Raw genomic sequence first — 24844 nt, 5'->3', positions numbered from 1 at the left:
GTGCGAGGGGGAACCCCCCGCGCTCCCCGGATTATTTTGAGTTGGAAAATATGAAAGGAGGATCGGTTTGATCATTCGAGACGAACAGGCCGAGGATGCGGATGCAATTCATGTGGTGACGGAGGCGGCGTTTGCCGGACATCCCCATAGTGACGGCAGCGAGCCGGGCATTGTTGCGGGATTGCGGGCCGCAGGCGCATTGACCCTCTCGCTCGTGGCGGAGGAGGCGGGCGCGGTCGTGGGCCATGTGGCCTTCTCGCCGGTTACCATTGATGGGCGCGATCTGGGCTGGCTGGGGTTGGGGCCGATATCAATTCTGCCGACAAGACAGGGACAGGGGATCGGCTCCGCGCTCATCCATGAGGGGATGGCGCGGCTTACGGGACGCGGCGTCCGTGGGATCGTGCTGTTGGGCGAGCCTGCATTTTACGCGCGCTTCGGCTTTGCCTGCCACAGGGGCTTGGTGTTGCCCGGTTTGCCCGCGAGCTATTTTATGGCGCTTGCCTTGCAGGGTGACGTGCCGGAGGGCGTCGTCGCCTATCACCCGGCCTTTGGCATCTAAGCGCGCTACGCCCCGGATCACCCCGGATTATACCGGGGCGTAATCCGCGTCATCGGCCAGGGCTGCTGCCTTCAGATCGCCCAGAAAGCTCGGATTGGCCGAGTGGATGCGGTTCCAGTTGGGGATGAAGGGTGTTTCATGCGGGTTCTCGAGAAAGACCTGCCCCGCCGTCATGATATTGTTGGCGAACATCTCGATCATCTTCTCCTCGCCGTGGCGGTCCATCTCCAGCCCGTTCATGATGGCGTCATGGGAATAGGCTTCCAGCAGATCCAGCGCGGAGCGATAATAGGTCGCTTTCAGGGTGCGGAAGACATTCGGCGTGAATACGGTGCCATCGGCGGCCAGCTTGCGGAAGATCGCCTTGCAGATGTCGGTGGACATGCGGTTGAGGCCGGCGCTGGCGTCCTCGGGGCTGAGGCTCTGATGCTTGTGGTCGTAATTGTCAGCGATCTCCACCTGGCAGACCGCCTTTCGCCCGAGGTTGCGCCAAGCCTCCGACAGCACGCCGATCTCCAGCCCCCAGTCCGAGGGGATGCGCAGGTCCGGGAGCAAGGGCATGCGCAGGGCCATTTCGCCGGATAGCGGATAGCGAAAGCTGCGCAGGTAGTCGATGTAATCGCGATCCCCGATGGTGCGTTTCAGGGCGATCAGCAGCGGCGAGACCAGCAAGCGGGAGACCCGGCCATTGAGCTTGCCATTGCCGACGCGGGCATAGAACCCCTTTGACAGCTGATAGGAAAACGCCGGATGCGCCACCGGGTAGACCAGCCGGGCCAGCATGTCCTTGGAATAGGTGGTGATGTCGCAATCATGGATCGCCACAACCGAGCTTTCGGCCTGGGCCAGCAGATAGCCGATGCAGGACCAGACGTTCTTGCCCTTGCCGGGTTCCGGCGGCGCGAGGCCCTGTTCCGCCAGCCGGTCCCCCAATGCCCGCATCCGCGGGCTGTCGTTCCAGATTACGCGGTGGCTCTGGGGCAGGGAGGCGAAATACTGACGCGCGTGGCGATATTCCTCCTCGGTGGCGCGATCAAGGCCGATGACGATGTGATGCAGGTAGGGGACTTTCGCCAGCTCATCGAGGATATGGCGCAGGGCTGGCCCTTCGAGTTCGGAATAGAGACAGGGCAGGATGAGTGAGATCTTGCGAGTCTGGGCAAAAGTCGAAAGCTCGTATTCTAGTTCTTCCACCGGGCGGCAACGTAGATCGTGAAATTGGGCGATATTGCCGTTTTGGTGGAAATCAGCCATGCGCGGCGGCTCCTTTTTGAGTGAAGTTCAATTCGTCGAGTATCTGCAACATCGCGTCGTTCCAACCGGTGGGCCCGGCAAGCGTGGTGCGCAGGATGTGAGGGTAATTGGCCAGACCGGGCAGATCCGGGCTGTGGTCATTGCGCACCACGACGCCGCGGTCAGCGGTGGCGATCATTTCAATGTCATTGGGGGCATCGCCAAGCGCGACGGAATAACTGGGTGCATAGGACCGGCACAGCTGCTGCATCTGGTCTGCCTTGGTCGCACCGAACGAGAGTGTCAGGAAGCGTCCGCCCCGACGCGCAGTGATGCCTTGACGCGCGAGAGCGGCAAGGAAGCCTGCGCTTTGATGGGCGTCGCCCTGCCACACTCCGGGTTCGCTAAACTGGCGGGTCTTGGCGCGGGCAGCATCGACCATGCTCAGCCCCGTCTCGGCGCTCACCTCTGACACGCTCATGTCGCCAAAGCCGCGAAAGGGCGCGCCCAAGCTGCGCAAAACCTCACGGATGGCGCGGTAGTCTGCATCCTTTGAGCCGATGTAAGCAGGCGATAGGCAGGCTGCCCCGTTCTCTACGATCATCGGTGTGTCCTCCAGGCCAAGGGCCTGATGCAACGGCAGCATTTCTGCGGCAGTTTTTGAGCTGGCGAGGATTAGAAGCCCGCCGCGTGCCTTTATGTCCGCGATGGCCGGAAGCGCGGGTGTATAGTCATAAGTGTCATGGTCCAGCAAAGTGCCGTCGAGATCGCTGAACACGAGTAACTGGATCATGGTGTGCCTCGTTGAAAGACTGTGCCATTTCTTGATCCTAGGTCGTCGGCAACCTGAGGCAAACGTCCCGACCATGTGTTTTGCGCTGAATGGGGCATATCAGGTTAGGTTGCGTGTTTTTTGTGCGAATTTTTTGCTCTCTCTGTTCGACGAAGGGACCTGAACAAGGCGACCCGCAGCAATACTCTCAAGGCCGCGGGTATCTTCGGGTGACCACGAGGGCATGGTGGCGCATATCTTCGTCTGATCCGAATTTCAGGCCTGAAAAGAGTGTTTGCGTTGCATGCTGAACAGCGCGCGGGTTTGTCCGAAGAACGGCCCCGCGCCAGCAGAGGGTATCTCTGAGGCGCAGGGCCCAGGTGTCCCCGGCGAAGAGTGCTCTTGGGGATCCGTCGGTGCAATGCGCCGTTCAGCTGGGCGTGGCAAGCACCGCCGCGCTCCTCATTGCGGTGGTCACGGCGTGATGCAGCGACAGTGCAAAGGAGCGGGCGACAAGAATGTCGTAGGACTGGTCGTGCTTTCGACACAGCAGGACAACATTCATATGCTCCAGCAGCAGGCGCTGGGCGCTGCCGTCCGGCATCTGCGCAAGGTCCGCCATCACCAGCCGCTCCAGCACCCGGCAGACGCCGGGCCCGCTCAGGTTGAAGACAACCCAGCCGTCATTCTGCTCCGTCACGGAGGCCATGTCTCCCAGCTCCGTCTTGAGCTGGCGGGCGAGGTCTTCCTGCTGTGTGTGGTCCGCCATCACGAACCACTGGTTTTGTGCAGTGCCAAAGATGTCGTGGTCGTCGCCCTGCGCCAGCTGCCCGAGTGCGATGGCGCCGCCGACGCGAGATGCGAGCCTGTCGGCGACCTGTTGCGGGTCTGCGGCGCGCGCGGCAACGGAGGCCAGGGCGCGGTCCGGGCGCTCTGTCAGCGTCCAAGGGCCGAGGCTGTCGAGGCGGGCTGTGGTGGCGCCGAACGCGGTGCGGGCGGACAGGCGTGGTGTGGGGCTGGGATCAGGCACGCAGACGCTCTCCTTCGGGATCGATGAAATGGGGGCTGACCACACGGGCGGTGAAGGACTGGCCTTGCAGTGGGTTGGCGACGGTGACGGTCTCGCCCAGCCGGTCCTGCCCACGGGAAAGAAAGCCAAGCGCGATGGATTTGCCCAGATGCGGCGAGTAGGCGGCGGATGACAGCCAGCCCTCGCTGGCGCCGGTGGGGGGGGCGGTCTTCGCATAGAGATGGCTGCCAGCGGGCAGATCGTTGCCGTCGAGCGCTTCGAACCCCACCAACCGCAGGCCGTCAGGGGCGTTCAGGCCATCGCGCCGCGACAGCACAGCGCCGATTGAGTCCTTCTTCGTGGAGACCATGCGGCCCATGCCAAGGTGATCGGCCGAGGTCTGGCCGTTGAGTTCATTGGCGGTGGCGTGGCCTTTCTCGATCCGCAACACACCAAGCGCCTCGGTGCCATAGGGGGTGACGTCGAACTCGGCGCCCTGTGCCATCAGTTCGCGCATCAGCGCGTCGCCATAGCGTGTGGGCACCGCAATCTCATAGGCCAGCTCACCGGAAAAGGAGATCCGGAACAGCCGCGCCCGCAGCCCACCGCAGATGCTGATCTCGCCGCAGCCCATAAAGGGAAAGGCGGCGTTGGAGATGTCATGCTCCGGGTCGACGAGTTTCTGCAGCAGTTTGCGGGCGTTTGGCCCTGCCACCGCGTATTGCGCCCAGGCGTCGGTGGTGGAGATCAGCTGCACGTCCATTTCGGGGCACAGGCACTGACGCACGAATTCCATGTGGCGATAGACCGGCCCGGCATTGGCGGTGGTGGTGGTGACCACGAAGTGATCCTCGGCCAGCCGCGCGGCGGTGCCATCGTCCTTGGCAATGCCATCCTCGCGCAGCATCAGACCATAGCGGCATTTGCCCACCGGCAGTTTGGAAAATCCGTTGGCGTAGATCAGGTTGAGGAACGCTGCAGCGTCCTTGCCCTGCACGTCGACCTTGCCCAGCGTGGTGACATCGCAGACGCCGACAGAGCTGCGCACGGCCAGTGTTTCGCGGTCGACGGTCTGGCGCCAATGGCTCTCGCCGGTGCGGGGGAAATACTGCGCCCGGAGCCACAGACCGGCCTCGACAAAGACCGCGCCCTGTTCCTCGGCCCAGGCATGCGAAGGCGTGCGGCGGGTGGGTTTGAAGTCCGTGCCCGCCGAACGCCCGGCCAGCGCACCCATGGCGACGGGGGTATAGGGGGGGCGGAAGATGGTGGTGCCGGTCTCGGGGATGCTCTGACCGGTCATCTCCGCCATCACCGCAAGCCCGCCGAGGTTGGAGGTCTTGCCCTGATCGGTGGCCATGCCAAGGGTGGTGTAGCGCTTGAGGTGTTCGACGGAGCGAAACCCCTCCTGATGGGCGAGCTTCACGTCCTTGACGGTGACGTCATTCTGCAGGTCGAGCCATTTGCGCCCCTTGCCTTCGGCGACATACCACAGCGGCACGAGGTCATAGGCGCCATCCTCTGCTTTGGGGCAGGGCAGCGGCCTTGCGCTGAGGCCAAGCGTGGCGAGGGCGGCCACGGCGCTGTCGATGCCGGATTGCAGCGCGGCGGCGGTGGAGAACTTTCCCGCAGCAGCACCGGCAACATGCATGCCCTGCGGCAGGCTCCCGCCCGGAACAAAGCTGGCGATATGATCGTCCCAGACCGGGCGGCCGCGCTGGTGACAGGTGAGCGAGACATCGGGGTTCCAGCCGCCGGAGACACCGAGCGCGGAGCACCTCAGATGTTCGGTGCCACCATCGGCGCGCCGCAGGGTGACGCCGGTGAGGCCCAGTTTGCCGGTGGTGTTGATGACCTGTGCGCCCGTGAAGAGAGGGTAGTCGCCAAGGGCGGGGGCGCTGGGTCGGCTGTCGACCACGCCGACAACATCCACTCCCAGCGCGACGAGATCGCGTGCCGTGCGGTGACCGTTGTCATTGTTGGTGAAGACCGCAACGCGCTGCCCCGCCGCCACCGCCCAGCGGTTGGCATAGGCGCGCAGGGCTCCCGCCATCATAACGCCGGGGCGGTCGTTGTTCTGAAAGGCGATCTGGCGCTCGGTGGCGCCCGCACAGAGGACGCTCTGACGGGCGTAGATCCGCCACAGCGTCTGGCGCGGCAGGTCCGACGCTGGCGCGGCAAAGTGATCGGCATTGCGTTCAAGCGCGCCGTAAACCCTGTGATCAAAGGCACCCAGAACGGTGGTGCGGCGCATCAGGCGCACGTTTGCGAGGCTCTGTAGCTCTGCAATGGCCTGCGCCGCCCAATCTGCGCCGGACTGACCGTCGATCTCCTCGACCTCGGCGTTGAGGCGGCCACCCAAGGTGAAATCCTCATCAGCGAGGATCACCCGCGCGCCGCTGCGCGCAGCCGTCAGGGCGGCGGCGAGGCCGGCGGGGCCGGCACCGATCACCAGGAGGTCGCAGTGCAGGAAGCCTTTGTCATAGGTATCCGGATCGGCCTGCATCGACAGCGAGCCGAGGCCGGCGGCATGGCGGATGATGGGCTCGTAGACCTTTTCCCAGAAGGCGCGCGGCCACATGAACGTCTTGTAATAGAACCCTGCGGTCAGAAAATTGGAGAACAGATCGTTCACCCCCAGCGCATCAAAAGCCAGCGAGGGCCAGCGGTTCTGGCTCTGCGCGCTGAGACCGTCATAGAGCTCCGCCACGGTGGCGCGGGTGTTGGGTTCCTGCCGCGCGCCGGTGCGCAGCTCAACAAGTGCGTTGGGTTCTTCGGAACCGGCAGAGATCACCCCGCGCGGGCGGTGATACTTGAAACTGCGGCCCATCAGGCGCACGGCATTGGCCAGCAGCGCCGAGGCCAGCGTGTCGCCGGGGTGACCCTGGTAGCTCTTGCCGTCAAAGGTGAAATCCAGCGTCCGGCTGCGGTCGATCTGACCTCCGGAAAGGCGGTTCTGCTGGGTCATGCGTCGGCTCCCTTGTCTGCGGCGGCCCGGCGGGCAAGCACCACGTCGCGGGCCAGTTCGGCGTTCAGGATCTCATGCGTTGTGGTGTCGCGGGTGACGACCAACCAAGAGCGGTCGCCCTGTTCGTGGAACCACAGTTCCTGGTGCTGACCTGCAGGGTTGTCGCGCAGATAGGCATAGGCGTGGAAGTCCTCTGCCGCCGTCGCGGCATCGGGGTCAGGCCGGTCCAGCAGGCTGGCATCGCCGAGATAGGTGAACTCCTGCGCATCGCGGGGGCCGAGGAGCGGATGGGGAATGATCATGAGGGCGGGTCCGTTGTGTCGGTGTCGCGGGAAGGGTCAGTGCAGGTTCGGCTGCGCGCCGACACCCTTTTCATCGATCATGTGACCGCTCAGGAAACGGTCGAGCCGATAGGCTTGCGCGGTCTCATGTGGCTGATCGGTTGCAAGAAGATGGGCAAAGGCATAGCCGGATGCGGGCGTCGCCTTGAACCCCCCGTAGCACCAGCCGCCGTTGAAAAAGAGCCCGTCGATATGGGTGCGGTCGATGAAGGGGGAGCCGTCCATCGACATGTCCATGATACCGCCCCACATGCGCAAGAGGCGCGCGCGGCCCAGCATCGGCATCAGCGCCATGCCGCCCTCGGCGACATCCTCGACCACGGGCAGGTTGCCGCGCTGGGCGTAGGAGTTGTAGCCGTCGATGTCGCCGCCAAAGACCAGACCGCCCTTGTCGGATTGACTGACGTAAAAATGCCCCGCGCCAAAGGTGATGACGCCGGGCAGCACTGGTTTCAGCCCTTCGGAGACAAAGGCCTGCAGCACGTGGCTCTCGATCGGCAGGCGCATGCCGGCCTTGGCCATCACGCGTGACGAATTTCCCGCCACTGCGACGCCGACCTTGCCCGCGCCGATATAGCCGCGCGAGGTTTCGACCGCCTTGATCCGGCCCTCTTCGATGCGAAATCCGGTGACCTCGCAGTTCTGGATGATGTCGACGCCATGCTGGTCGGCGGAGCGGGCATAGCCCCAGGCCACTGCATCATGACGCACAGTGCCGCCGCGCCGATGGACCAGCGCGCCCTTGATCGGGAAGCGCGCGTTGTCGAAATTGAGGAAGGGCGCTTCCTTGCGGACCTGGTCGGTGGTCAGCAGTTCGGCATCAGAGCCTTGCAGGATCATCGCATTGCCACGGCGGCGAAAGGCATCGCGCTGGGCGTCGCTGTGGATCAGGTTCATGATGCCGCGCTGGCTGACCATGGCGTTGTAGTTCAGGTCCTGCTCCAGCCCCTCCCAGAGTTTCAGCGAGAATTCGTAGAACGGCTCATTGCCCGGCAGCAGATAGTTCGAACGCACGATGGTGGTGTTGCGCCCCACGTTGCCGCCGCCGATCCAGCCCTTTTCCAGCACAGCGATACGGGCCTTGCCGTAGACTTTCGCCAGGTAGTGGGCGGTCGCAAGCCCATGGCCGCCGCCACCGATGATCACATAGTCATATGCGGGCTGCGGATCCGGGTCGCGCCAGGCTTGGGTCCAGCCCTTATGGCCGGTCAGGGCCTCCCAGGCGATGCGAAGCGCGGAATAACGCATGTCTTTCTCCAGGTCGTTTCGCGAGAGTGTAGCAGCGGCGGCAGGCTTGACTTTTCTGATATGGTCTAATTTTGTCCCATTTTGGACGGCGAGTTGTGATGCAGGCAGAAACGCAGACAGAGACACGGCGCTACGGGTTCTTTTTGGTCGAAGGATTCGCCCTGATGTCGGCAGCCTCGGCGGTAGAGCCTTTGCGCGCAGCAAACCTGCTCAGCGGCGCGGCTCTCTATGATCTGCAATTTCTGTCCCGCGATGGTGGGCCGGTGCGGGCCTCCTGCGGGGCCATTTTCGAAACCGATCTGATCGCGGTCGGACCGATGCCGGATCTGGTCTTCGTGATTGCGGGGGGCAACCCCTTTGCGTTTGAGGACCGGGCGGTGCTGGGCTGGCTCAGGCGTCTGAGCGCCGAAGGCGTGCCGCTGGGCGGGATCTCCGGCGGGGCGGCGATCTTGGCGAACGCGGGGGTGATGCAGAACCGCCGCTTCACCGTGCATTGGGAGCATTTTGACGCCCTGCGTGCGCGATCAGACAACTTCCTGATGGAGCGGCGTCTCTTTGTGATCGACCGGGACCGCTACACCTGCGCCGGTGGGGTGGCGCCACTTGACCTGATGCATGCGCTGATCCGCTCGGACCATGGGGCGCAGCTCGCAACACAGGTAAGCGATTGGTACATCCACACCGGCATTCGCGACGCGGATGCGCCGCAGCGCTCGGACGGGGCCGTGCCGGACGGGCTGCACCGCGCCGTGGCGGCGGCGCTGGCGCTGATGGAGACCCATCTGGCCGATCCCCTATCGATGGAGCAGCTGGCGCAGCTCACCGGGCTCAGCCCGCGCAGCCTGCAGCGGCAGTTTGGTGATGATATCGGCCAGCCGCTGATGCGGCACTACATGATCCGACGGCTGGAGAAGGCCGACGAGCTGCTGCGCCAGACCCGACTGCCGGTTGGCGAGGTGGCGCTGGCGACGGGGTTTGTCAGCCAGGCGCATTTTGCCAAATCCTACCGCGCGCAGTTCGGTGACAGCCCACGTGACCGCCGGGCTCAACTTGGCTTGAGGCATCTTTCCGGCTGAGCTTGGCGTGGGGCGGCAGAGCGGCTATCACCTTGAGCAACAACAAGTGAGAGGATCGCGCCATGAATGATTATGTCATTGCCCCGCCGCCACAGGCCAGCCTTCCGGTGCAGGGCAGTGCGGCCCTGTTTCCGGTGCGGCGGGTCTATTGCATTGGTCGCAACTACGCGGCGCATGCGGTGGAAATGGGCCATGACCCGGATCGCGAGCCGCCGTTCTTCTTCCAGAAAACACCGGATAGCCTCGATGCCTCCGGCCGCTTTCCCTATCCCGTGATGAGCAGCGATGTGCATCACGAGGCTGAGCTATTGGTGGCACTCGGGACGGGTGGCAGCGATATCGCCGAGGCAGATGCGCTGGCGCATGTCTGGGGCTATGGTCTGGCGCTGGACATGACCCGCCGGGACCTGCAGGGCGTGGCCAAGAAGGCCGGGCGCCCGTGGGAGATCGGCAAATCCTTCGAAGCCGCTGCGCCTGTGGGGCCCCTGTGCCCCGTGGCCGAGGTCGGCCATCCCGATGCAGGGGCGCTGACCCTGACGGTGAATGGCGAGACGCGCCAGCAGGGGGATCTTAACCAGATGATCTGGAAGGTTCCGGAGATGATCGCGCATTTGTCCCGCTATTACACGCTGGCCGCCGGTGATGTGATCCTGACCGGCACGCCGTCCGGTGTCGGCCCGGTTGCGCGCGGTGATGTGATGCAGCTGACATGCGCGCCATTTCCACCGCTTCGGGTCGATGTGGTCTGACACCTCCGAATGCGACGCTGCTGTGCGCCTGTTCGCACACAGCGGATGACGCAGGAAAGCGGTGAACAAAACCGGCATAGCAGAGTTGAAATCTCGACCAGAACGCGCAGATGCGCTCTGTCGTGGCATGTGGGGATGTTCCTATTGGAGCGATACGGATCCGGTAGATGGAACCACTGGGGATAAACGATAGATTTACGACCTGTCGAACCTCCGTGGGTTATATCAGCCTGATGAACTGCCTATGTCTGACCGAGCCTGATGGGCGCATGATTGCAGTATGAGGGGCATATGACTTCAGAATTTAGCGCGGCGCGGCTTGGGCCCATTCTCTACTATCGCGGGCTTGAGGGGGACCGGCTGAAGCTGGCTGCCATGGTTCTCTTGCCTATCGGTGAGACCCCAGACCTGCTCTACGCGGGCGATGACACATATGAGCCGAAACTGCTGCGCGAGGTTGGCCGCAATGCGATCTGGCGCTTTGATTTTCACCTGTCGCAATCAGCAGGCGGTTACCGACTGGGCGATGAGACCTATGAGGTGCAGACAGAACTGACCGGCGACATTCGGATCGCTTTTGCCTCCTGCAATGGCGAGGAAGAAGGTGATCTGGATCGCGATCAGGAAGAGCGCAACAAGATGTGGGCGCATATGTGCAACGAGCACCGTCGCGCGCCCTTTGCATTGCTGTTGCAAGGCGGAGACCAGATCTACGCCGATGAAGCCACGCAGGGGCATCCACTGAGCGAGGACTGGCCTGACAAGGTGCACCGCCCCAGCACTGCAGAAGAGCTGGAGGATCTGGCAGACCACCTGCGCCAGCGGTTCGCCGAGCGTTACGTGCAGGCCTTGTTCGGGGACGCGCCGGCGTGGATCATGGCCCGAGTGCCGACGCTGGCGATCTGGGACGACCACGATATTTGCGATGGCTGGGGCTCGCTCTATCGTCGCAAGACCCATTCGGAGGTGGGGCAATGTCTGTTCCGTGTCGCGCGCGAGATGTATTTGCTGTTCCAGCATGCGGCAGTTGAGGCGGATATTCCCGACCTCTTCCTCGACAAGACCGGCACATCTTTGTCCTGGCAGCGGGCCTTGCCCGGGGTGCAGTTCTTCGCACCGGATCTGCGGGCGGAGCGGGGACGGCGGCAGGTCATGGGCGCCTATGGCTGGTCTGCGACAGAGGCGGTGCAGCCGGGTGAGACGCACACTTTCCTGATCTCCAGCACGCCGCTCCTTGGGCCGCGGTTGTCACTGGTGGAGCGGTTCATGCTGGTGATCCCGACCATGCAGAAATACGAAGATGACTTGCGCGATCAGTGGCAGAGCCGTGCCCACCGGGCCGAATGGGCCCGGATGCTGAAACAGGTTCTGAAGTGGCGTAAAACCGCCCCGGTCACGGTGCTGTCCGGGGAAATCCATCTGGCCACACGTGCCGAAATGGGCACCGGTGAGACGCGCATAAACCAGCTGGTAGCCTCCGGCATTGCGCATCGCGCCCCGCCGCAAAGCTACGCACGCAGTCTGGGGGCGCTTGCGGGGCTGGGCGATGCGCCGGTGCCCGGGCACCCGATCCGCATCCATCCACTGCCGGGACAAAAACACCGCTATGTCGCTGAGCGGAATTATTTGGAATTGTGCCGAACAGACGGAACATGGAGCGCCATCTGGCATCTGGAGGACAGCGGCGATACCGCTCCGATGGCGCTGGAATAGACGGTCGATACCGCGAGAGTTTTGTGAACCTGTGCGGGTGCGCGCTTTGGCCGATATCGGCGCGCAGCCCCATGCGCACCAGCGGGACATCTCATCTACCCGCCAGTGCGAAAAATACAGCGCGAACAAAACCAGCGCGAACAATCATCTGCGGCGCGTCACGCTACGGGCGACCATAGCTCTGCAAGGCGGCGCGGACGCCTTGGGTCCAGATCATGCGCAACCAAACGTTGAACCGCTCAACAAATCGCGGCTCTGTCGAAACGCTACCATAAAAGCCGGTTTGTAGGAGCCAGCTGCGCGGATCGTCTCGTGCAGCGCGTGCGATATCGGCCAGTTCATCCCAACGTGGATCATTGGCTTCGATGGCGCTGCCGTCCTCGCGCGTGCCAGCGCACATACGCGCCCAGAGCGCCTCTACCAGTGCAAGGCCATCGACGGACCCGCCCGCCGACAGCGCTTCCCGTAGGATCGGCAGGATGAACCCGGTGTGACGCGAGGAGCCGTCAAAGGCGACGCGGCGGGTGGTGTCGCGGATCGCCGGGTTGGAGAAGCGTTCAGCGATCAAGGAGACATACTGCGCAGGTGCGATCCCCGGCACCGCCTTCACATAGGGGGCGATCTCCTCGGTCTGCACCTTGTGGAACAGGGCGGAGATATCGGCGTCTTGCATGCAGTCGGCAATGGTGGCGCAGGACAACAGCTCCCCGGCGTTGGCGATGACCTGATGGCCCGCATTCAGGATGCGGATTTTCATGGTCTCATACTCATGCACCGCATCGGTGAAGATTGCGCCAACCTTGTCCCAGTCGGGGCGACCGGCGCAGAAGTCATCCTCAGTCACCCATTGGCGATAGGGCTCATGGGTGACCGGCGCGCTGTCGGCGATGCCGAGACTTGCGGCGCGGGCGATCTCTGCTGGGCCGGTGGCGGGCACGATGCAATCCACCATCGAGTTGGGAAAGCTGCACTGCGCGTCGATCCAGTCCGCCAGATCGGCGTCAGTGGCCCGGGCCAGACCCAGCACGGTCTGCCGGGTGATCGTGCCATTGCCCTGCAAGTTGTCGCAGCTTTGCACAGTGATCGGCCCATGCCCGGCCGCGCGACGATGCGCAAGGGCGGCGGCGATCGCGCCAAAAGCGGTGCGAGGGCTGGCCGGGTGAAGGATGTCGTGCTGCATGTCGGGGTGATCGGCGGCAAAGCCACCGTTGATCGCATCCTGATAATATCCGCCTTCGGTCACGGTCAGGGCGACAATCCGGATCTCGGGTCGGCTCAGCGCGGCGATCAGCGCGCCATTGTCAGCCTCGATCGGCAGGTAGTCGACCATCGCACCGACAACCTCGGCGCGAGCGCTGTCTGGCGACAGTTCGATCAGCGTGGTCAGGCAATCCTGCGCCAGCAGACGGTCGCGCATGGCGGCATCATAAGGGCGCACGCCGGCGCCGACGATGGCCCAGTCCTGCGCCAGTCCCTGTTGCATCAGACGGTGCAGATACCAGGATTGATGGGCGCGGTGAAAATTGCCAAGGCCGATGTGGACAATGCCGAGGGTCAGCGCGGAGCGGTCATAGGTCGGGCGGGCGATCTCCTCAGGCAGCTGGCCAAGGGTCGCGTTCGAGAGGGGCAGCGCAGTCATCAGCTCATCCAGTTTCCGCCGTCGACATTGTAGGTCTGGGCGACCACGTAGTCGGCCTCTGCGCTGGCGAGGAAGATGGCCATGCCGGTCAGATCCGCCGCCGTGCCCATGCGCCCATAAGGCACCGCCTCGCCGACCTCGCGTTTCTTCTGGCCGGGGGCCTTGTTCTCGTATTTGGCAAAGAAGGCATCCACCCCGTCCCAATGTTCGCCGTCCACCACGCCGGGGGCGATGGCGTTGACGTTGATGCCATGGGCGATCAGGTTCAGCCCCGCCGATTGCGTCAGGCTGATGATGGCTGCCTTGGAGGCGCAGTAGACCCCGACAAGCGCCTCGCCGCGCCGTCCGGCCTGGCTGGCCATGTTGATGATCTTGCCACCGCCGCCGCGTTCGACCATGTGCTTGGCCACCGCCTGCAGGGTGAAGAGGGTGCCCGCCACATTGATCTCGAAGGCGCGATTGTAGTCCGCGCGGTTGATTTCGATGATCGGCGCGGCGGTGAAGATCGCGGCGTTGTTCACCAGGATGTCGATGCGCCCCAGCGCCTCCACCGTCTGGGTCACCGCGTTGTCGATGCTCTCCTGCCGGGTCACGTCCATCTCCACCGCGACGGCGCCGTCGCCGATTTCCGCCGCGGTCTGGCGGGCGCGCACGATGTCGATGTCGGCAATGGCCACGCGCGCGCCCTCACGCACGTAAGCCTCGGCAAAGCTGCATCCGATGCCACGCGCGGCGCCGGTGATCAGCGCTGTTTTTCCGCTCAGTCTCATGCGTCGATCCTCAGGCCCTTGGTGTCAAATCGGTGCAGCATGTCGGTGCGCGGGGTCAGATACACCCGGTCGCCATGCTTGAATCCCACTTCGCCGTCGGCGCGCACGGTGATGGTCTCCGCAAGGCCGGTTTCGTGGATGTGGAAGAAGGTATCGGAGCCCAGATGTTCGGAGACGCCGACCACACCGGACCAGGCTCCCTCGCTGCCGCTGATTGTAATATGCTCCGGGCGCACGCCGATGGTGTGACAGTCATACTTCGCGGCCTCTTCGCCCTCGATGAAGTTCATCTTGGGCGAGCCGATGAAGCCTGCGACAAACAGGTTGCGCGGCGCGCGATAGAGGTCGAGCGGGCTGCCGACCTGCTCGATATGGCCCGCACGCAGCACCACGATCTTGTCCGCCATGGTCATCGCCTCGACCTGGTCGTGGGTCACGTAAACCATTGTGGTTGCAAGCTTCTTGTGCAGTTCGGAGATCTCCATCCGCATGCCGACACGCAGGGCCGCATCAAGGTTCGACAGCGGCTCGTCAAACAGGAAGGCCGAGGGTTCGCGCACGATGGCGCGGCCGATGGCGACCCGCTGCCGCTGCCCGCCCGAGAGCTGCCCGGGTTTGCGGTCCAGATAGTCGGTAAGGTTCAGCGCCTTGGCGGCGGCGTCGATGCGGCGGTCCTGTTCCTCCTGCGGCATGTTGGCCATCCGCATCGGGAAGGCGATGTTCTTGCGCACCGACATATGCGGGTAGAGCGCGTAGGATTGGAACACCATCGCCAGCCCGCGTTTGGCCGGCGGCACCATAGTGGCATCATTGCCGTCGATGCGGATCTGGCCGGAGGAGACATCCTCCAGCCCCGCGATCAGTCGCAGGAGGGTGGATTTGCCACAGCCCGAGGGGCCGACAAAGACAGTGAATTCGCCGTCCTCGATGGTCAGGTCCAGCGGCGGGATGACCTCTGTTGCACCAAAGCTTTTGGTCACCTTGTCGAGTGTAATACGTCCCATAAGTCGTCGTCCTTATTTCACAGCGCCGAAGGTGAGGCCGCGCACAAGTTGTTTCTGGCTGAACCAGCCGAGGATCAGGATCGGCGCGATGGCCATGGTGGAGGCCGCGCTGAGTTTTGCGTAGAACAGGCCCTCGGGGCTGGAGTAGCTGGCGATGAATGCCGTCAGCGGCGCCGCCTGGGCTGCGGTCAGGTTCAGGGTCCAGAAGGCCTCGTTCCAGGCGAGGATGATGTTCAAGAGCAAGGTGGAGGCGATGCCAGGAATGGCCATCGGCGTCAGCACATAGAGGATTTCCTCTTTCAGGCTGGCCCCATCCATGCGGGCGGCCTCCAGAATTTCGCCGGGGATTTCCTTGAAATAGGTGTAGAGCATCCAGACGATGATCGGCAGGTTGATCAGCATCAGCACGATCACCAGTCCGGCGCGGCTGTCCAGCAATCCCATCCGGATGAAGATCAGGTAGATCGGATAGAGCACGCCCACGGCAGGAAGCATCTTGGTCGAGAGCATCCACAGCAGGATGTCCTTGGTCCGTTTCGAGGGCACAAAGGCCATCGACCAGGCAGCCGGGACCGCGATGATGATACCAAGAACGGTGGAGCCGCCGGCGATGATGATCGAATTCCACAGGAACCGCATGTAGTTGGAGCGTTCCTGCACCACGGCATAGTTTTCCAGCGTCCAGTCGAAGAACAGGAACAAGGGCGGGTCATTGATCGCCTGCGCCTCGGTCTTGAAAGAGGTCAGGATGGTCCAGAGGATCGGAAAGAAGATCACCAGACCAACGGCCCAGGCGGCGATGGTGTTGATCGCCTTGCGTTGCGGGGTCACGGAGCGTGCCATGTCGCAGGTCCTCCCTTACGTATCGAGGTTCTTGCCGACGATGCGCATCAGGAATGCGGCAACGATATTGGCAAGGATGATGGCGTAGACACCGCCGGCGGATCCGAGGCCGATGTTCTGGCTTTCCAGAACGCGCTGAAAGATCAGGTAGGTGAGCGTCCGAGTGCCAAAGGCGCCTTGGGTGGTCACGAAGATCTCCGCGAAAATCGACAGCAGAAAGATCGTCTGGATCAGCACCACGACGGTGATCGCCCGGCCCAGATGCGGCAGCACGATGTAACCGAAACGGGCGAGGGGGCTTGCACCATCCATTTCGGCGGCTTCCAGCTGTTCACTGTCCAGGGACTGCATCGCGGTCAGCAGGATCAATGTGGCAAACGGCAGCCATTGCCAGCTGACGATCAGGATGATCGACGGCATCGAGGCTTCGGAGAGCCAGGAGATCGGCTCGGCGCCAAAGAATTTCCACAGATGGGCAAACAGGCCGTTCACCGGGTCCATGAAGATGTTCTTCCAGACCAATGCGGACACCGTCGGCATCACGAAGAACGGCGCGATGACCAGGATGCGGACCACACCCTGACCCCACATCGGCTGGTCCAGCAACAGTGCCAGCAGCACGCCAAAGACCACAGTTATGGCCAGGACACCGCCGACGATGACAAGCGTGGCCTGTACGCTGGGCCAGAATGTGGAGGAAGATACAAAGCGGACGTAATTGTCGAACCCGACCCACCCAAGATCGCCGCCGCGCAGGGGCAGGTATTTCTTGAAGGAAAAGATCACGGTCATCGTCAGCGGTACGAGCATCCAGCCGAGGAGCAAGATGACGGCCGGGGCCATCATGATGCGCGCGGCAGAGCGGGAGTGCTGGGTTGCCATGGAGGGCCTCATCAGTGGACGGACGACGCCGTCACGAATACGATGTTGGAAAAAAGAGGCCGAAGACCGCAATGCGCGCGATCTCCGGCCCCGGGGAGGAGGGGCGTCAGTAGCCTGCGGCTTCCATTTCCTCGGATGTGAAGGCCTGCGCTTTTTCAAGCGCCTCATCCACGGTCTGTTGACCGGCGTAGACTGCCGAGAACTCCTGGCTGACCTGCGTCGCAATGCCTGCGAACTCCGGGATGGCCACGAACTGAATGCCAACATAGGGGACCGGATCGACCGTTGGATTGGTCGGATCGGCCGCCTCGATGGATTTCAAGGTCATGTCGGCGAAGGGCACGTCCTGATATTCCGGCGTCTCGTAGAGAGAGGTCCGGGCGCCCGGAGGCACATTGGCCCAGCCTTCATTGGCCGCGACCAGTTCGATGTATTCCTTGGAGGTGGCCCATTCGATGAATTGCTTGGCAGCGGCCTCGTTGTTGGTGCCGGCAGGAATGCCGAGCGCCCAGGCCCAGAGCCAGTTGGCGCGCTTCTCCACACCGTCGTGGTTCGGCGCCAGGGCGAATCCGACCTTGTCCGCTACGGTGGATTCCTCCGGGTTGGTGACGAAGGATGCTGCCACGGTCGCGTCGATCCACATGCCGCATTTGCCCTGCTGGAACAGCGACAGGTTTTCGTTGAACCCGTTGGTCGAATAGCCCGGAGGGCCTGCGTCTTCCATCAGGTCGACAAAGAAGCTCAGTGCTTCTTTCCATTCCGGCTGGTCGAATTGTGCCGTCCAGTTCTCGTCGAACCAGCGCGCGCCAAAGGAGTTCGCGGTCGTGGTGATGAACGCGCCGCCTTCACCCCAGCCAGCCTTGCCGCGCAGGCAGATGCCGTTGATCTCCTTCTCGCGGTCGGTCATCGCGACGGCCGCGTCTCGGATGAACTCCCATGTGGGGGCCTCTGGCATGTCCAGACCGGCCTGTTCCATCAGGTCGGTGCGGTACATGATCATCGAGCTTTCGCCATAGAACGGCGCGGCATACAGCGTGCCGTCATGAGACAGGCCATTGCGCATCGCGGGCAGGATGTCGTTGATGTCGTAGGCCTCGGAGAGGTCATCCAGCGGCACCAGCCAGCCGTTGTTGCCCCAGATCGGCGTCTCGTACATGCCGATGGTCATGATGTCGAACTGGCCACCCTTGGTGGTGATGTCGGTGGTCACGCGCTGGCGCAGCACGTTCTCTTCCAGTGTCACCCATTCGACCTCGATACCGGTCGCTTCGGTGAAGTGGTCCGAGTAGCCCTGCATTCGGATCATGTCGCCGTTATTCACGGTTGCGATGGTGATGGTTTCTGCAACGCCCGCGCCGGCTGTTCCCAGCGACAACGCAGTGGCCGCACAAAGTGCGCTCCTCAAAGACATCCTCGTTCCTCCCTTGGTAGATGCTGCCATCACGCTAGGGGAGTTCACTGCGCGGCGTCAATCTAAATTTTACGCGCGTAAAATTTATGAGCGATCAGGCGGAGTCGCGCATGATCAGTTTGCCTTCGGATCTCGTGCTTTTCCAAGGTGATACATCGCCGTTGATCGCAGAGAACAGGGTGTCTGTCGCGGTTTTGGAGACGGCATCATAATCGTGCGACACAGTGGTCAACGGCGGACAAGTATAACGCCCGAAGGGGTGCCCATCGATTCCGGCCACCCGAATCGAACATCCCTCAGTGCGCCCGACCTGCACCCCTTTTTCGTAACAGGCCGTCATCAGTCCGATAGCGAGGCGGTCATTGCTGCAGAGGATCGAGTTGGAATTGAACGCGCCCGACGACAGCGCCTCATGCCCGCCTAAACGCCCGATCTCCTCGAACTGCCAGCCTTCGCCCTCGACCGAGATCACCTGAGGCGTGTGGCCGAACTTTTGCATTGCGTCCAGGTAGCTTTGTCGACGTCGATGGGCATTCGGGTTGGCGGGGGTGCGCATTTCAAAGAAACTGGGCGGCTCTCCGGTCCGGCAGAGGTAGTCTGTCATCAGTTTGGTGAACTGAAAGTTGTCGGAGCCCACAAAAGCAATGCCAAATTGCTCTACATTGCTGTCAAAGAGCACGGTTGGTACATCTTCGCAAAATCGTTCAATGGCCTCCTTGTCTGAGGCCCGGCCCAAGGGAGCCAATAGCACCCCTGCAGGACGCATGGACAGAAGCGTGTCGAGTATGTCGGTTTCCAGCTCAGGCAGCCCGTGCGAACTGAACAAGGTAGGGCGGAATCCCGCGTCGATGCAGCGCTGCTCGAGGGTGCGGGCGATCTCGGCAAAAAACGGATCGGCGAGGAATGGAACCACGATGCCGATGTTCTTGGTCAGGCGCCGGTTCTGGTTCATGGCGTAGATGTTGGGACGGTAGTCATAGGTCTCCAGCGCCGCTTCGATCTTCTTGCGGGTGGAGGCGCGGACGCTGTCAGGGGCGTTGAAATACTTGGACAGGGTGGGGCGTGAGATGCCGCTCACACTGGCAAGCTCTTCCATGTTCCGGATTTTCGATTCTGACATGGAGGCCCTCCTTGCTGCCCCTCCCGGATACGGGCGGAGCGAGCGACGATCTGTTCTTCACCCATATTGCGTCCAATTCTTTGCGGGCGCAAACTTTACAGGATGTGTTTGAGAAGGGTGATCGTCTTTTCCGGTTCAAAGCGCAAGCTGCCAGTGCCCGAATGAGCGCGTGCAGTCAAAGCGGCTGCCTGGCTGATTGCCGTACGGGGAGAGTGCGCGCGTTCAGCCCTAGCCGTGTTGCACGTCTTGGGTATCAGACAGGTCTTCCCAACGCGCGGGCGCATCCGCATCAATCGGTGCGTCAATTTGGAAACGGGAGGTGACCTGCGACAGCGTATTGGCTTCGCTCTGCAGGAGTTGACTGGAGGCGGACGCCTCCTCTGCCATCGCTGTATTCTGCTGGGTAACAGCATCCAACTCGCGCATGGCCGCGTTGATGTCTTCAAGGCCCTGCGACTGATGCTGAACCCCTCCGGCAATCTCGGAAATGAGATCGCTGACTGCGGTTACCTGTTGAATGATGCTGGTGAGAGCATCGCCTGCGCGGTCTACCATAGACACGCCATTGGCCACGTGCTCTTCACTCGCTGAGGTGAGCGCCTGGATCTCGCCAGCCGCTTCGGAGGCGCGCCGCGCAAGGTTGCGCACCTCGGAGGCCACCACCGCAAAACCGGCGCCCGCTTCGCCGGCGCGGGCGGCCTCGACGCCAGCGTTCAGTGCCAGAAGATTGGTTTGGAACGCAATGTCATCGATCAGGTTGATGAACTTGGAGATTTCGGCAGAGGCCTGCTGGATCTGATCCATCGCGGCCACGGCTGAGCGTACCACTTCGTTGCTCTGCTCGGCTTCACGGCGGGTAACGCGCATGGTGCTGTCGACTTCCGTCGCCTTCTCCGCCGTGTCGCGCAGGCGCTGTGTGAGATCCTGCATGGCAGAGGCGGTCTTTTCCAGTGTGGACCCCTGACTTTCAGTCCGTTCGGCCATGTCATTTGCCGCGGCCCGCTGTTCTTGAGAGAACCGATCCACATGGTGGGCGGCTTCGACCACTTCGCGCAGCGACCGCCGCAGGTTCTCCAGGCTGCGATTGTAGTTCTTGCGCAGGTCTTCGTAATGGGGGGAGAAGGCAGTGTTGATCTCGCAAACGAGGTTGCCCTCTTGCAGCTCGGAGAGAGCATGGCTCATTTCATCGACCACGAGATTTGTCTGCTTTCTTGAGTCTTCCTCGCGGCTGCTGGCCTCATCTGCGGAGGTCAGCTTGTCCCGAAAGGTGTCGAGGCTGCGCGCAAGATCACCGAACTCATCCCCGCGTGTCCGGCCGGAAATGTCGATGTCATAATCCTTGTTGGCCAGTGCGTTGGTGACGTCCCTCAGGTGGTGGATCGGGCGCGTGACCCGGTTGGCAGCTGCCCAAGAGACAATGATCGATACGACAAAAGAGGCGCCGATGAGCGATAGCACCATCCATCGGATGCGATAGACCATCGCAAATGCGGTGTCGGAATCGGTTTCCATGATCAGCGACCAGTTGAACCCGGCAAGGTTGAGAGGAATGACCACGGCGGTTGCGCGCTGTCCTGCCGCGGTGACAACATCCTCGAATTGACCGGCCACCTGGTCGCGAGCGGCGGCGATGTGAGGGGCGTCCGGAAGTTCCGTCAGCATCTCGAAGGCGCCTTCCACGACGCTGGGACTGCGGGCAAGCCCATCCGGACTGACAAGAAAGATGTTCTCATGCGCAGTGTCGGCGAGATTCGCAGTCAGCGCGGACTGCACTAGTTCAGTGCCGATGCGTACGGCAATCACGCCAACTGTGTCGCCACGCTTGCTGAGGACGGGGGAGGCCAGAAACGCGGTGTTTGAGCCAGCGGGCGCATAGGGAGAGAAATCCTCGACCACAACGGCGCCGGGCTCCGCCGCGAGAGCCCCTTGAGCCACACGCGATAGTGGGGTGTCGGCGAGAACAGGACCAGTGATGGTCTCGGCGAAGTCGCCTTGCTTGTGAATTGAATACAAGACGAGCCCAGTCGGGCTGATCAAATAGATGTCCGAGTATCCATTCAATTCGGATGTTTGCACAAACGTTGGATGATACGTGACATGAGATTGACTGTAGTAGGAGCCATCGCCAGGATCGACCAGATCGGCGCGCTGTTCGGTATTGGGGTTCTCCGTCACGAAGTGTTTCTTCAGGTAGCCAATCTGATCATCGTCTTCGATCATGCCGATGACGCGCTCAAAATTGTTTATTGCGCGGAAGGTGGTGGGCTGTGCAGCCAGGTTGACCACGTCACGTTGTGCCGCGCCAATGCTGAAGCTGAGGGCCTGTGCGCCCGCCTGTGCCTTGGAGGCCTGTGCTGAGGCCACATTTTCGCGAATGCTGCGCTCTGCCATCGTGTAGATCAGAAATGACACGGTAATGACAAAGGCCACTGTGAGGACAACCATCAGCACAGGGAGTTTCAGCTTTAGTGAAACGGAAGAGGCCTTCAACAACACAGTCGTACTCCTTCGAGGGGGCTCTGATCTACGCGACCGGCCAAGCTTCGCATGGATTCCCTAAAATAAGGTTCGCGCCTGTTTGACTGGATGGCCTGCGGGGTGAACTATGGCTGTGGCGGAGGCAACACGCGCCCGTGTTGGGCGATCAAATGCGCGAGCGTGTTGAGGTCGACCGGCTTTCCCAGAAGGGCGCTGATCACGTCTTCAGAGAGGTTCGGGTCGGAGAGCTTACGCGCCAGGGCGGTGACAATCACGATGGGCAGGTCGCCATCTGCAGATTTCGCCGCCTGGGCAAGCTGACCACCGTTTTGGCCGGGCATATTATAGTCCGTGACGAGGAACGACCAAAGGCCTGGGTCTTCCTTGATCGCTTCCAGCGCTTCATCCGGGTGCAGGCAGATGCTGACCTCGGCGCCAAGGCGTTCCAGGAAGGCGGCAATGGATTCCGCAACCTGTGCGTCGTCATCTACCAACAGGATCAGCTGACCATCCAGCCGCACGGAGCCAATGTCCTCGTCACTGATCCGCGTGACTGAATAGTCGGACAGTGGAAGGAAGATTTCCACACGTGTGCCATGGCCCTCCTGGCTGAGGATACGTATGGCTCCCTCGTGGCTGCGAATGATCTCGGCGATGGCCATCATGCCGATACCGCTGCCACGTTGCCCCTTGGTCGAGCAGTGCTCGTGAAACAGACGTCCAAGCACGTCGGCGGGAATGCCCGAGCCAGAGTCCTCAACCGTGTAGCGCGCGTAGGCCTGCTCTGGGTCGATGCTGCCAATGGCGAGGGGCAGATCCATCAGGTCGATACCTGCAAACCGTTTCAGGCACTGGTGAATTTGGCCGGGACGCCCGCCAAGTGCATCCTGCGCGTTCTGCACCAGATTGAGCGCCACACGCAGAAGGTCGGATGGATAGCACAGCATCTCCATCTCCGCGTCATCCAGATCAAGTGTGAAACGGGTTTCCGCGGACAAGGCGCTGCGCAAAAGGTCCTGAGATTCACTCATGAGATTGCGCAGATCGATCATGCTTTGATTGTCGGCCGACATGCCGAGGTCGAGAAAGCGATTGATCATCTTGGCCGCGCGCGAGGAGGCGGCGTTGATCCGTTCGGAATAGAGCTGCACCTTGTCCGGTGCGGTGCGTTCGTTGAGCAGGGCCGAGTGGCCGTTGATCACCGCCAGCAGGTTGTTGAAGTCATGTGCGACACCCGCGGCCAGCCGTCCGATGCTTTCGTTTTTCTCGAAGTCATGCAGCTTCTTGTCAAAGCTTGCGCGGGCGTCTTCGTATTCGATGCGTCTGGTGATGTCGCGAACTACGACAATGCGCATCTTGTCGTCGATCCGCGTGACGCAGACCTCGAATGTGAGTTTCTTGCCATCGACATGCGCGCGCATCTCGATCTGGGCAAAGCCCAGGCTTTCGACTTTAGGACGCACCTCGACCGACAGCCGAGCCACATCCTCCGCCAGAAATGCATCGCACCATTTCCGGCCGAGAATACTGCTGGGAGGACCAGCTCCAAAAATGCGGGCAAAGGCCGGGTTGGCATATGCGATACGGGCGCTGCGTTCGACGATCGCGATGCCTTCGGTGGTGCTGTCCATCGCGGCCGCGCGTTGTTTCAGCTCCCGCTCGGCCCGTTTTATCTCTGTGACATCGGTGCCGGTGATAACATGTCCGCCCTCGCTGCTGTCAAAGCTGCGGATAAGGAAAACAGCGCCATCAGAGCAGGTCAGTTCCAGGTTCTGGGCGCAGTCTTCAACCCGTTTGACAAAGGTCGCGATGGCCTGATGCGGGCGCATCTCCGTGCCATAGAGCTCGTGCAGCAGCCGGTGCATGGCCGTGTTTGCATACAGCACCTCGCCATCAGCTCCGGTCGCGAGAATGGCGCTGCTCACGGCCTCCATTGCGGATTCGATGCGCTGCTCAAGCTGGTGCACGACTTCAAGCGTTTGCGCCTGTTCGGTGACATCAGTATGGGTCGCCAGCATGTAGCGCAGGCTGCCGAAGGTATCCCGAATGGGTGTAAGGCTGATCTCGTCCAGAAAGGGTGTCCCGTTCTTTCGCGAGTTCCAGACCCGATATCGTCCGCGTTGTCCGGCGGAGAAAGCCGCCGCCATACTCTCCAGATCCGCGCCGGGGCGAAAGCGATCCGTGATGAATTGCATACCCATTGCATCCGCGAGCGTGCGTCCCGACAGGGCCTCGAACGCGCGGTTGACATATACAACTGCGCTTCCCTGATCTGCCGGGTCCGCCAGCATGACGGGCACTTCGGCATTCTCCAGAACCGAGGCCAGAAGTGCATGGCGGTCATCCGTGCGAATGCCGCGCAGGGCGTGACTCATCATGATGGTCATGCGGTCAAGCACCTTGGCCTTATCTGTATCGAAGTAGTCGACGCTTGGGTGCCAGCAGAGCACAACCAGCATTTGCCCCCCCTCGCGCCGAAAGGGAGCCGAGATCAGGCTGCCTTTGCTGCGGGCGCTGACCAGCCCGGCAGCCGGAGCGCGGCAGATGCTTAGATTTTTGATCTGACGGTGGCGGGCGAACCAGTCGAAGATGTCCGGTGTCAGCGCAGGCTGTGTCCGCAACGGGTGTAGAACAGTGGGGCGGCTTTGCGGGACGCCGAACATTCCTTCGGCGACATCACCGATCACGGTGACCTCATGGGCGCCGATGGCGTCCTTCAATGCGTCCGATAGCGCTTCGAGTATATCTGCGCGTGTGTTGGCCTTGTTCATGGCCTCAACGCCGCACAGCATCGCGTTCGCCATTTTCAGATTGCGCCGATCCTTGCGTCGCGCCTGCTCAAGCGCGGAAATGCGCTCTTGCTGCTTACTCTGCGGAAAAGGATCAGGACGGATGCTCATGCGCTGTAACTTAGGCGCTGGATCCTTAAGGTTCGGTGCAAATAATCCAGAGAATTGCGCCAAGCTGATGCGCAGAACCTGGCAGACACGCGATGTGGCAGGGGAGACGCAGCGCCAAGATAGACAGGC

General features: G+C 62.1%; 19 protein-coding genes. 4 read left to right on the top strand and 15 right to left on the bottom strand.

The features are described 5' to 3' along the window. The first annotated feature begins 67 nt into the window (after nt 1–67). Nucleotides 68–562 (top strand): GNAT family N-acetyltransferase, encoded by a 495-nt coding sequence (locus tag CLV89_RS11615; RefSeq protein ID WP_106163833.1) that lies wholly within the window; start codon nt 68–70, stop codon nt 560–562. A gap of 27 nt (nt 563–589) precedes the next feature. On the opposite strand, the gene CLV89_RS11610 is transcribed toward CLV89_RS11615, so the two are convergent. The 6 genes from CLV89_RS11610 to CLV89_RS11585 form a co-directional block, all read right to left on the bottom strand. Further along, a complete protein-coding gene (locus CLV89_RS11610) occupies nt 590–1816 on the bottom strand; it encodes a glycosyltransferase family protein (RefSeq protein WP_106163832.1) in 1227 nt (408 codons plus the stop codon). Then, entirely contained in the window at nt 1809–2588 is a 780-nt protein-coding gene (locus tag CLV89_RS11605; RefSeq protein ID WP_106163831.1) for an HAD-IIB family hydrolase, read from the bottom strand. Before CLV89_RS11605 ends, CLV89_RS11610 begins: the two co-directional genes overlap by 8 nt. A 409-nt stretch (nt 2589–2997) precedes the next feature. Beyond that, nucleotides 2998–3597: a sarcosine oxidase subunit gamma gene (locus CLV89_RS11600; RefSeq protein WP_165798121.1), complete on the bottom strand. Its 600-nt coding sequence runs from the start codon at nt 3595–3597 to the stop codon at nt 2998–3000. Beyond that, nucleotides 3590–6541 carry a sarcosine oxidase subunit alpha family protein gene (locus CLV89_RS11595; protein WP_106163829.1) on the bottom strand — a complete coding sequence of 984 codons (2952 nt, stop codon included), beginning with the start codon at nt 6539–6541 and terminating at the stop codon, nt 3590–3592. Before CLV89_RS11595 ends, CLV89_RS11600 begins: the two co-directional genes overlap by 8 nt. Then, on the bottom strand, nt 6538–6843 hold the full coding sequence (locus CLV89_RS11590) for a sarcosine oxidase subunit delta (RefSeq protein ID WP_106163828.1): 306 nt from the start codon (nt 6841–6843) through the stop codon (nt 6538–6540). The genes CLV89_RS11595 and CLV89_RS11590 overlap by 4 nt, the downstream gene beginning before the upstream one ends. A gap of 36 nt (nt 6844–6879) precedes the next feature. Continuing rightward, nucleotides 6880–8130: a sarcosine oxidase subunit beta family protein gene (locus CLV89_RS11585; RefSeq protein WP_106163827.1), complete on the bottom strand. Its 1251-nt coding sequence runs from the start codon at nt 8128–8130 to the stop codon at nt 6880–6882. A gap of 98 nt (nt 8131–8228) precedes the next feature. On the opposite strand from CLV89_RS11585, the gene CLV89_RS11580 reads away from it, so the two are divergent. The 3 genes from CLV89_RS11580 (at nt 8229) to CLV89_RS11570 (ending at nt 11668) form a co-directional block, all read left to right on the top strand. Next, a complete protein-coding gene (locus CLV89_RS11580; protein ID WP_243394990.1) occupies nt 8229–9206 on the top strand; it encodes a GlxA family transcriptional regulator in 978 nt (325 codons plus the stop codon). Between the two features lie 62 nt (nt 9207–9268). Beyond that, nucleotides 9269–9955, top strand: a complete 687-nt coding sequence (locus CLV89_RS11575; RefSeq protein WP_106163826.1) for a fumarylacetoacetate hydrolase family protein — start codon at nt 9269–9271, stop codon at nt 9953–9955. A 291-nt stretch (nt 9956–10246) separates the two neighbouring features. After that, nucleotides 10247–11668, top strand: a complete 1422-nt coding sequence (locus CLV89_RS11570; RefSeq protein ID WP_106163825.1) for an alkaline phosphatase D family protein — start codon at nt 10247–10249, stop codon at nt 11666–11668. Nucleotides 11669–11831: 163 nt separating this feature from the next. Here CLV89_RS11570 and CLV89_RS11565 read toward each other — a convergent pair whose 3' ends face one another. From CLV89_RS11565 to CLV89_RS11525, 9 genes are all read right to left on the bottom strand, one after another. Then, complete coding sequence (locus tag CLV89_RS11565; RefSeq protein WP_106163824.1) at nt 11832–13307, bottom strand: mannitol dehydrogenase family protein; 1476 nt, start codon at nt 13305–13307, stop codon at nt 11832–11834. Continuing rightward, nucleotides 13307–14077, bottom strand: coding sequence for an L-iditol 2-dehydrogenase (locus tag CLV89_RS11560; protein WP_106163823.1), 771 nt, complete (start codon nt 14075–14077; stop codon nt 13307–13309). Before CLV89_RS11560 ends, CLV89_RS11565 begins: the two co-directional genes overlap by 1 nt. Beyond that, a complete protein-coding gene (locus CLV89_RS11555; RefSeq protein ID WP_106163822.1) occupies nt 14074–15081 on the bottom strand; it encodes an ABC transporter ATP-binding protein in 1008 nt (335 codons plus the stop codon). Before CLV89_RS11555 ends, CLV89_RS11560 begins: the two co-directional genes overlap by 4 nt. Before the next feature lie 12 nt (nt 15082–15093). Then, on the bottom strand, nt 15094–15924 hold the full coding sequence (locus CLV89_RS11550; RefSeq protein WP_106163821.1) for a carbohydrate ABC transporter permease: 831 nt from the start codon (nt 15922–15924) through the stop codon (nt 15094–15096). Between the two features lie 15 nt (nt 15925–15939). After that, nucleotides 15940–16806, bottom strand: a complete 867-nt coding sequence (locus CLV89_RS11545) for a carbohydrate ABC transporter permease (RefSeq protein WP_106163820.1) — start codon at nt 16804–16806, stop codon at nt 15940–15942. A 106-nt stretch (nt 16807–16912) separates the two neighbouring features. After that, nucleotides 16913–18217, bottom strand: a complete 1305-nt coding sequence (locus CLV89_RS11540) for an ABC transporter substrate-binding protein (RefSeq protein ID WP_106163819.1) — start codon at nt 18215–18217, stop codon at nt 16913–16915. A 94-nt stretch (nt 18218–18311) separates the two neighbouring features. Further along, nucleotides 18312–19337 carry a LacI family DNA-binding transcriptional regulator gene (locus CLV89_RS11535; RefSeq protein WP_106163818.1) on the bottom strand — a complete coding sequence of 342 codons (1026 nt, stop codon included), beginning with the start codon at nt 19335–19337 and terminating at the stop codon, nt 18312–18314. Between the two features lie 228 nt (nt 19338–19565). Continuing rightward, nucleotides 19566–21833: a methyl-accepting chemotaxis protein gene (locus tag CLV89_RS11530; RefSeq protein ID WP_106163817.1), complete on the bottom strand. Its 2268-nt coding sequence runs from the start codon at nt 21831–21833 to the stop codon at nt 19566–19568. 107 nt (nt 21834–21940) lie between these two features. Then, nucleotides 21941–24715 carry a PAS domain-containing hybrid sensor histidine kinase/response regulator gene (locus CLV89_RS11525; RefSeq protein ID WP_106163816.1) on the bottom strand — a complete coding sequence of 925 codons (2775 nt, stop codon included), beginning with the start codon at nt 24713–24715 and terminating at the stop codon, nt 21941–21943. Nucleotides 24716–24844 lie beyond the last annotated feature (129 nt).

Source organism: Tritonibacter scottomollicae (assembly GCF_003003215.1).
GTDB lineage: Bacteria > Pseudomonadota > Alphaproteobacteria > Rhodobacterales > Rhodobacteraceae > Epibacterium > Epibacterium scottomollicae.
This window is presented reverse-complemented; position numbering and strand designations above follow the sequence as displayed.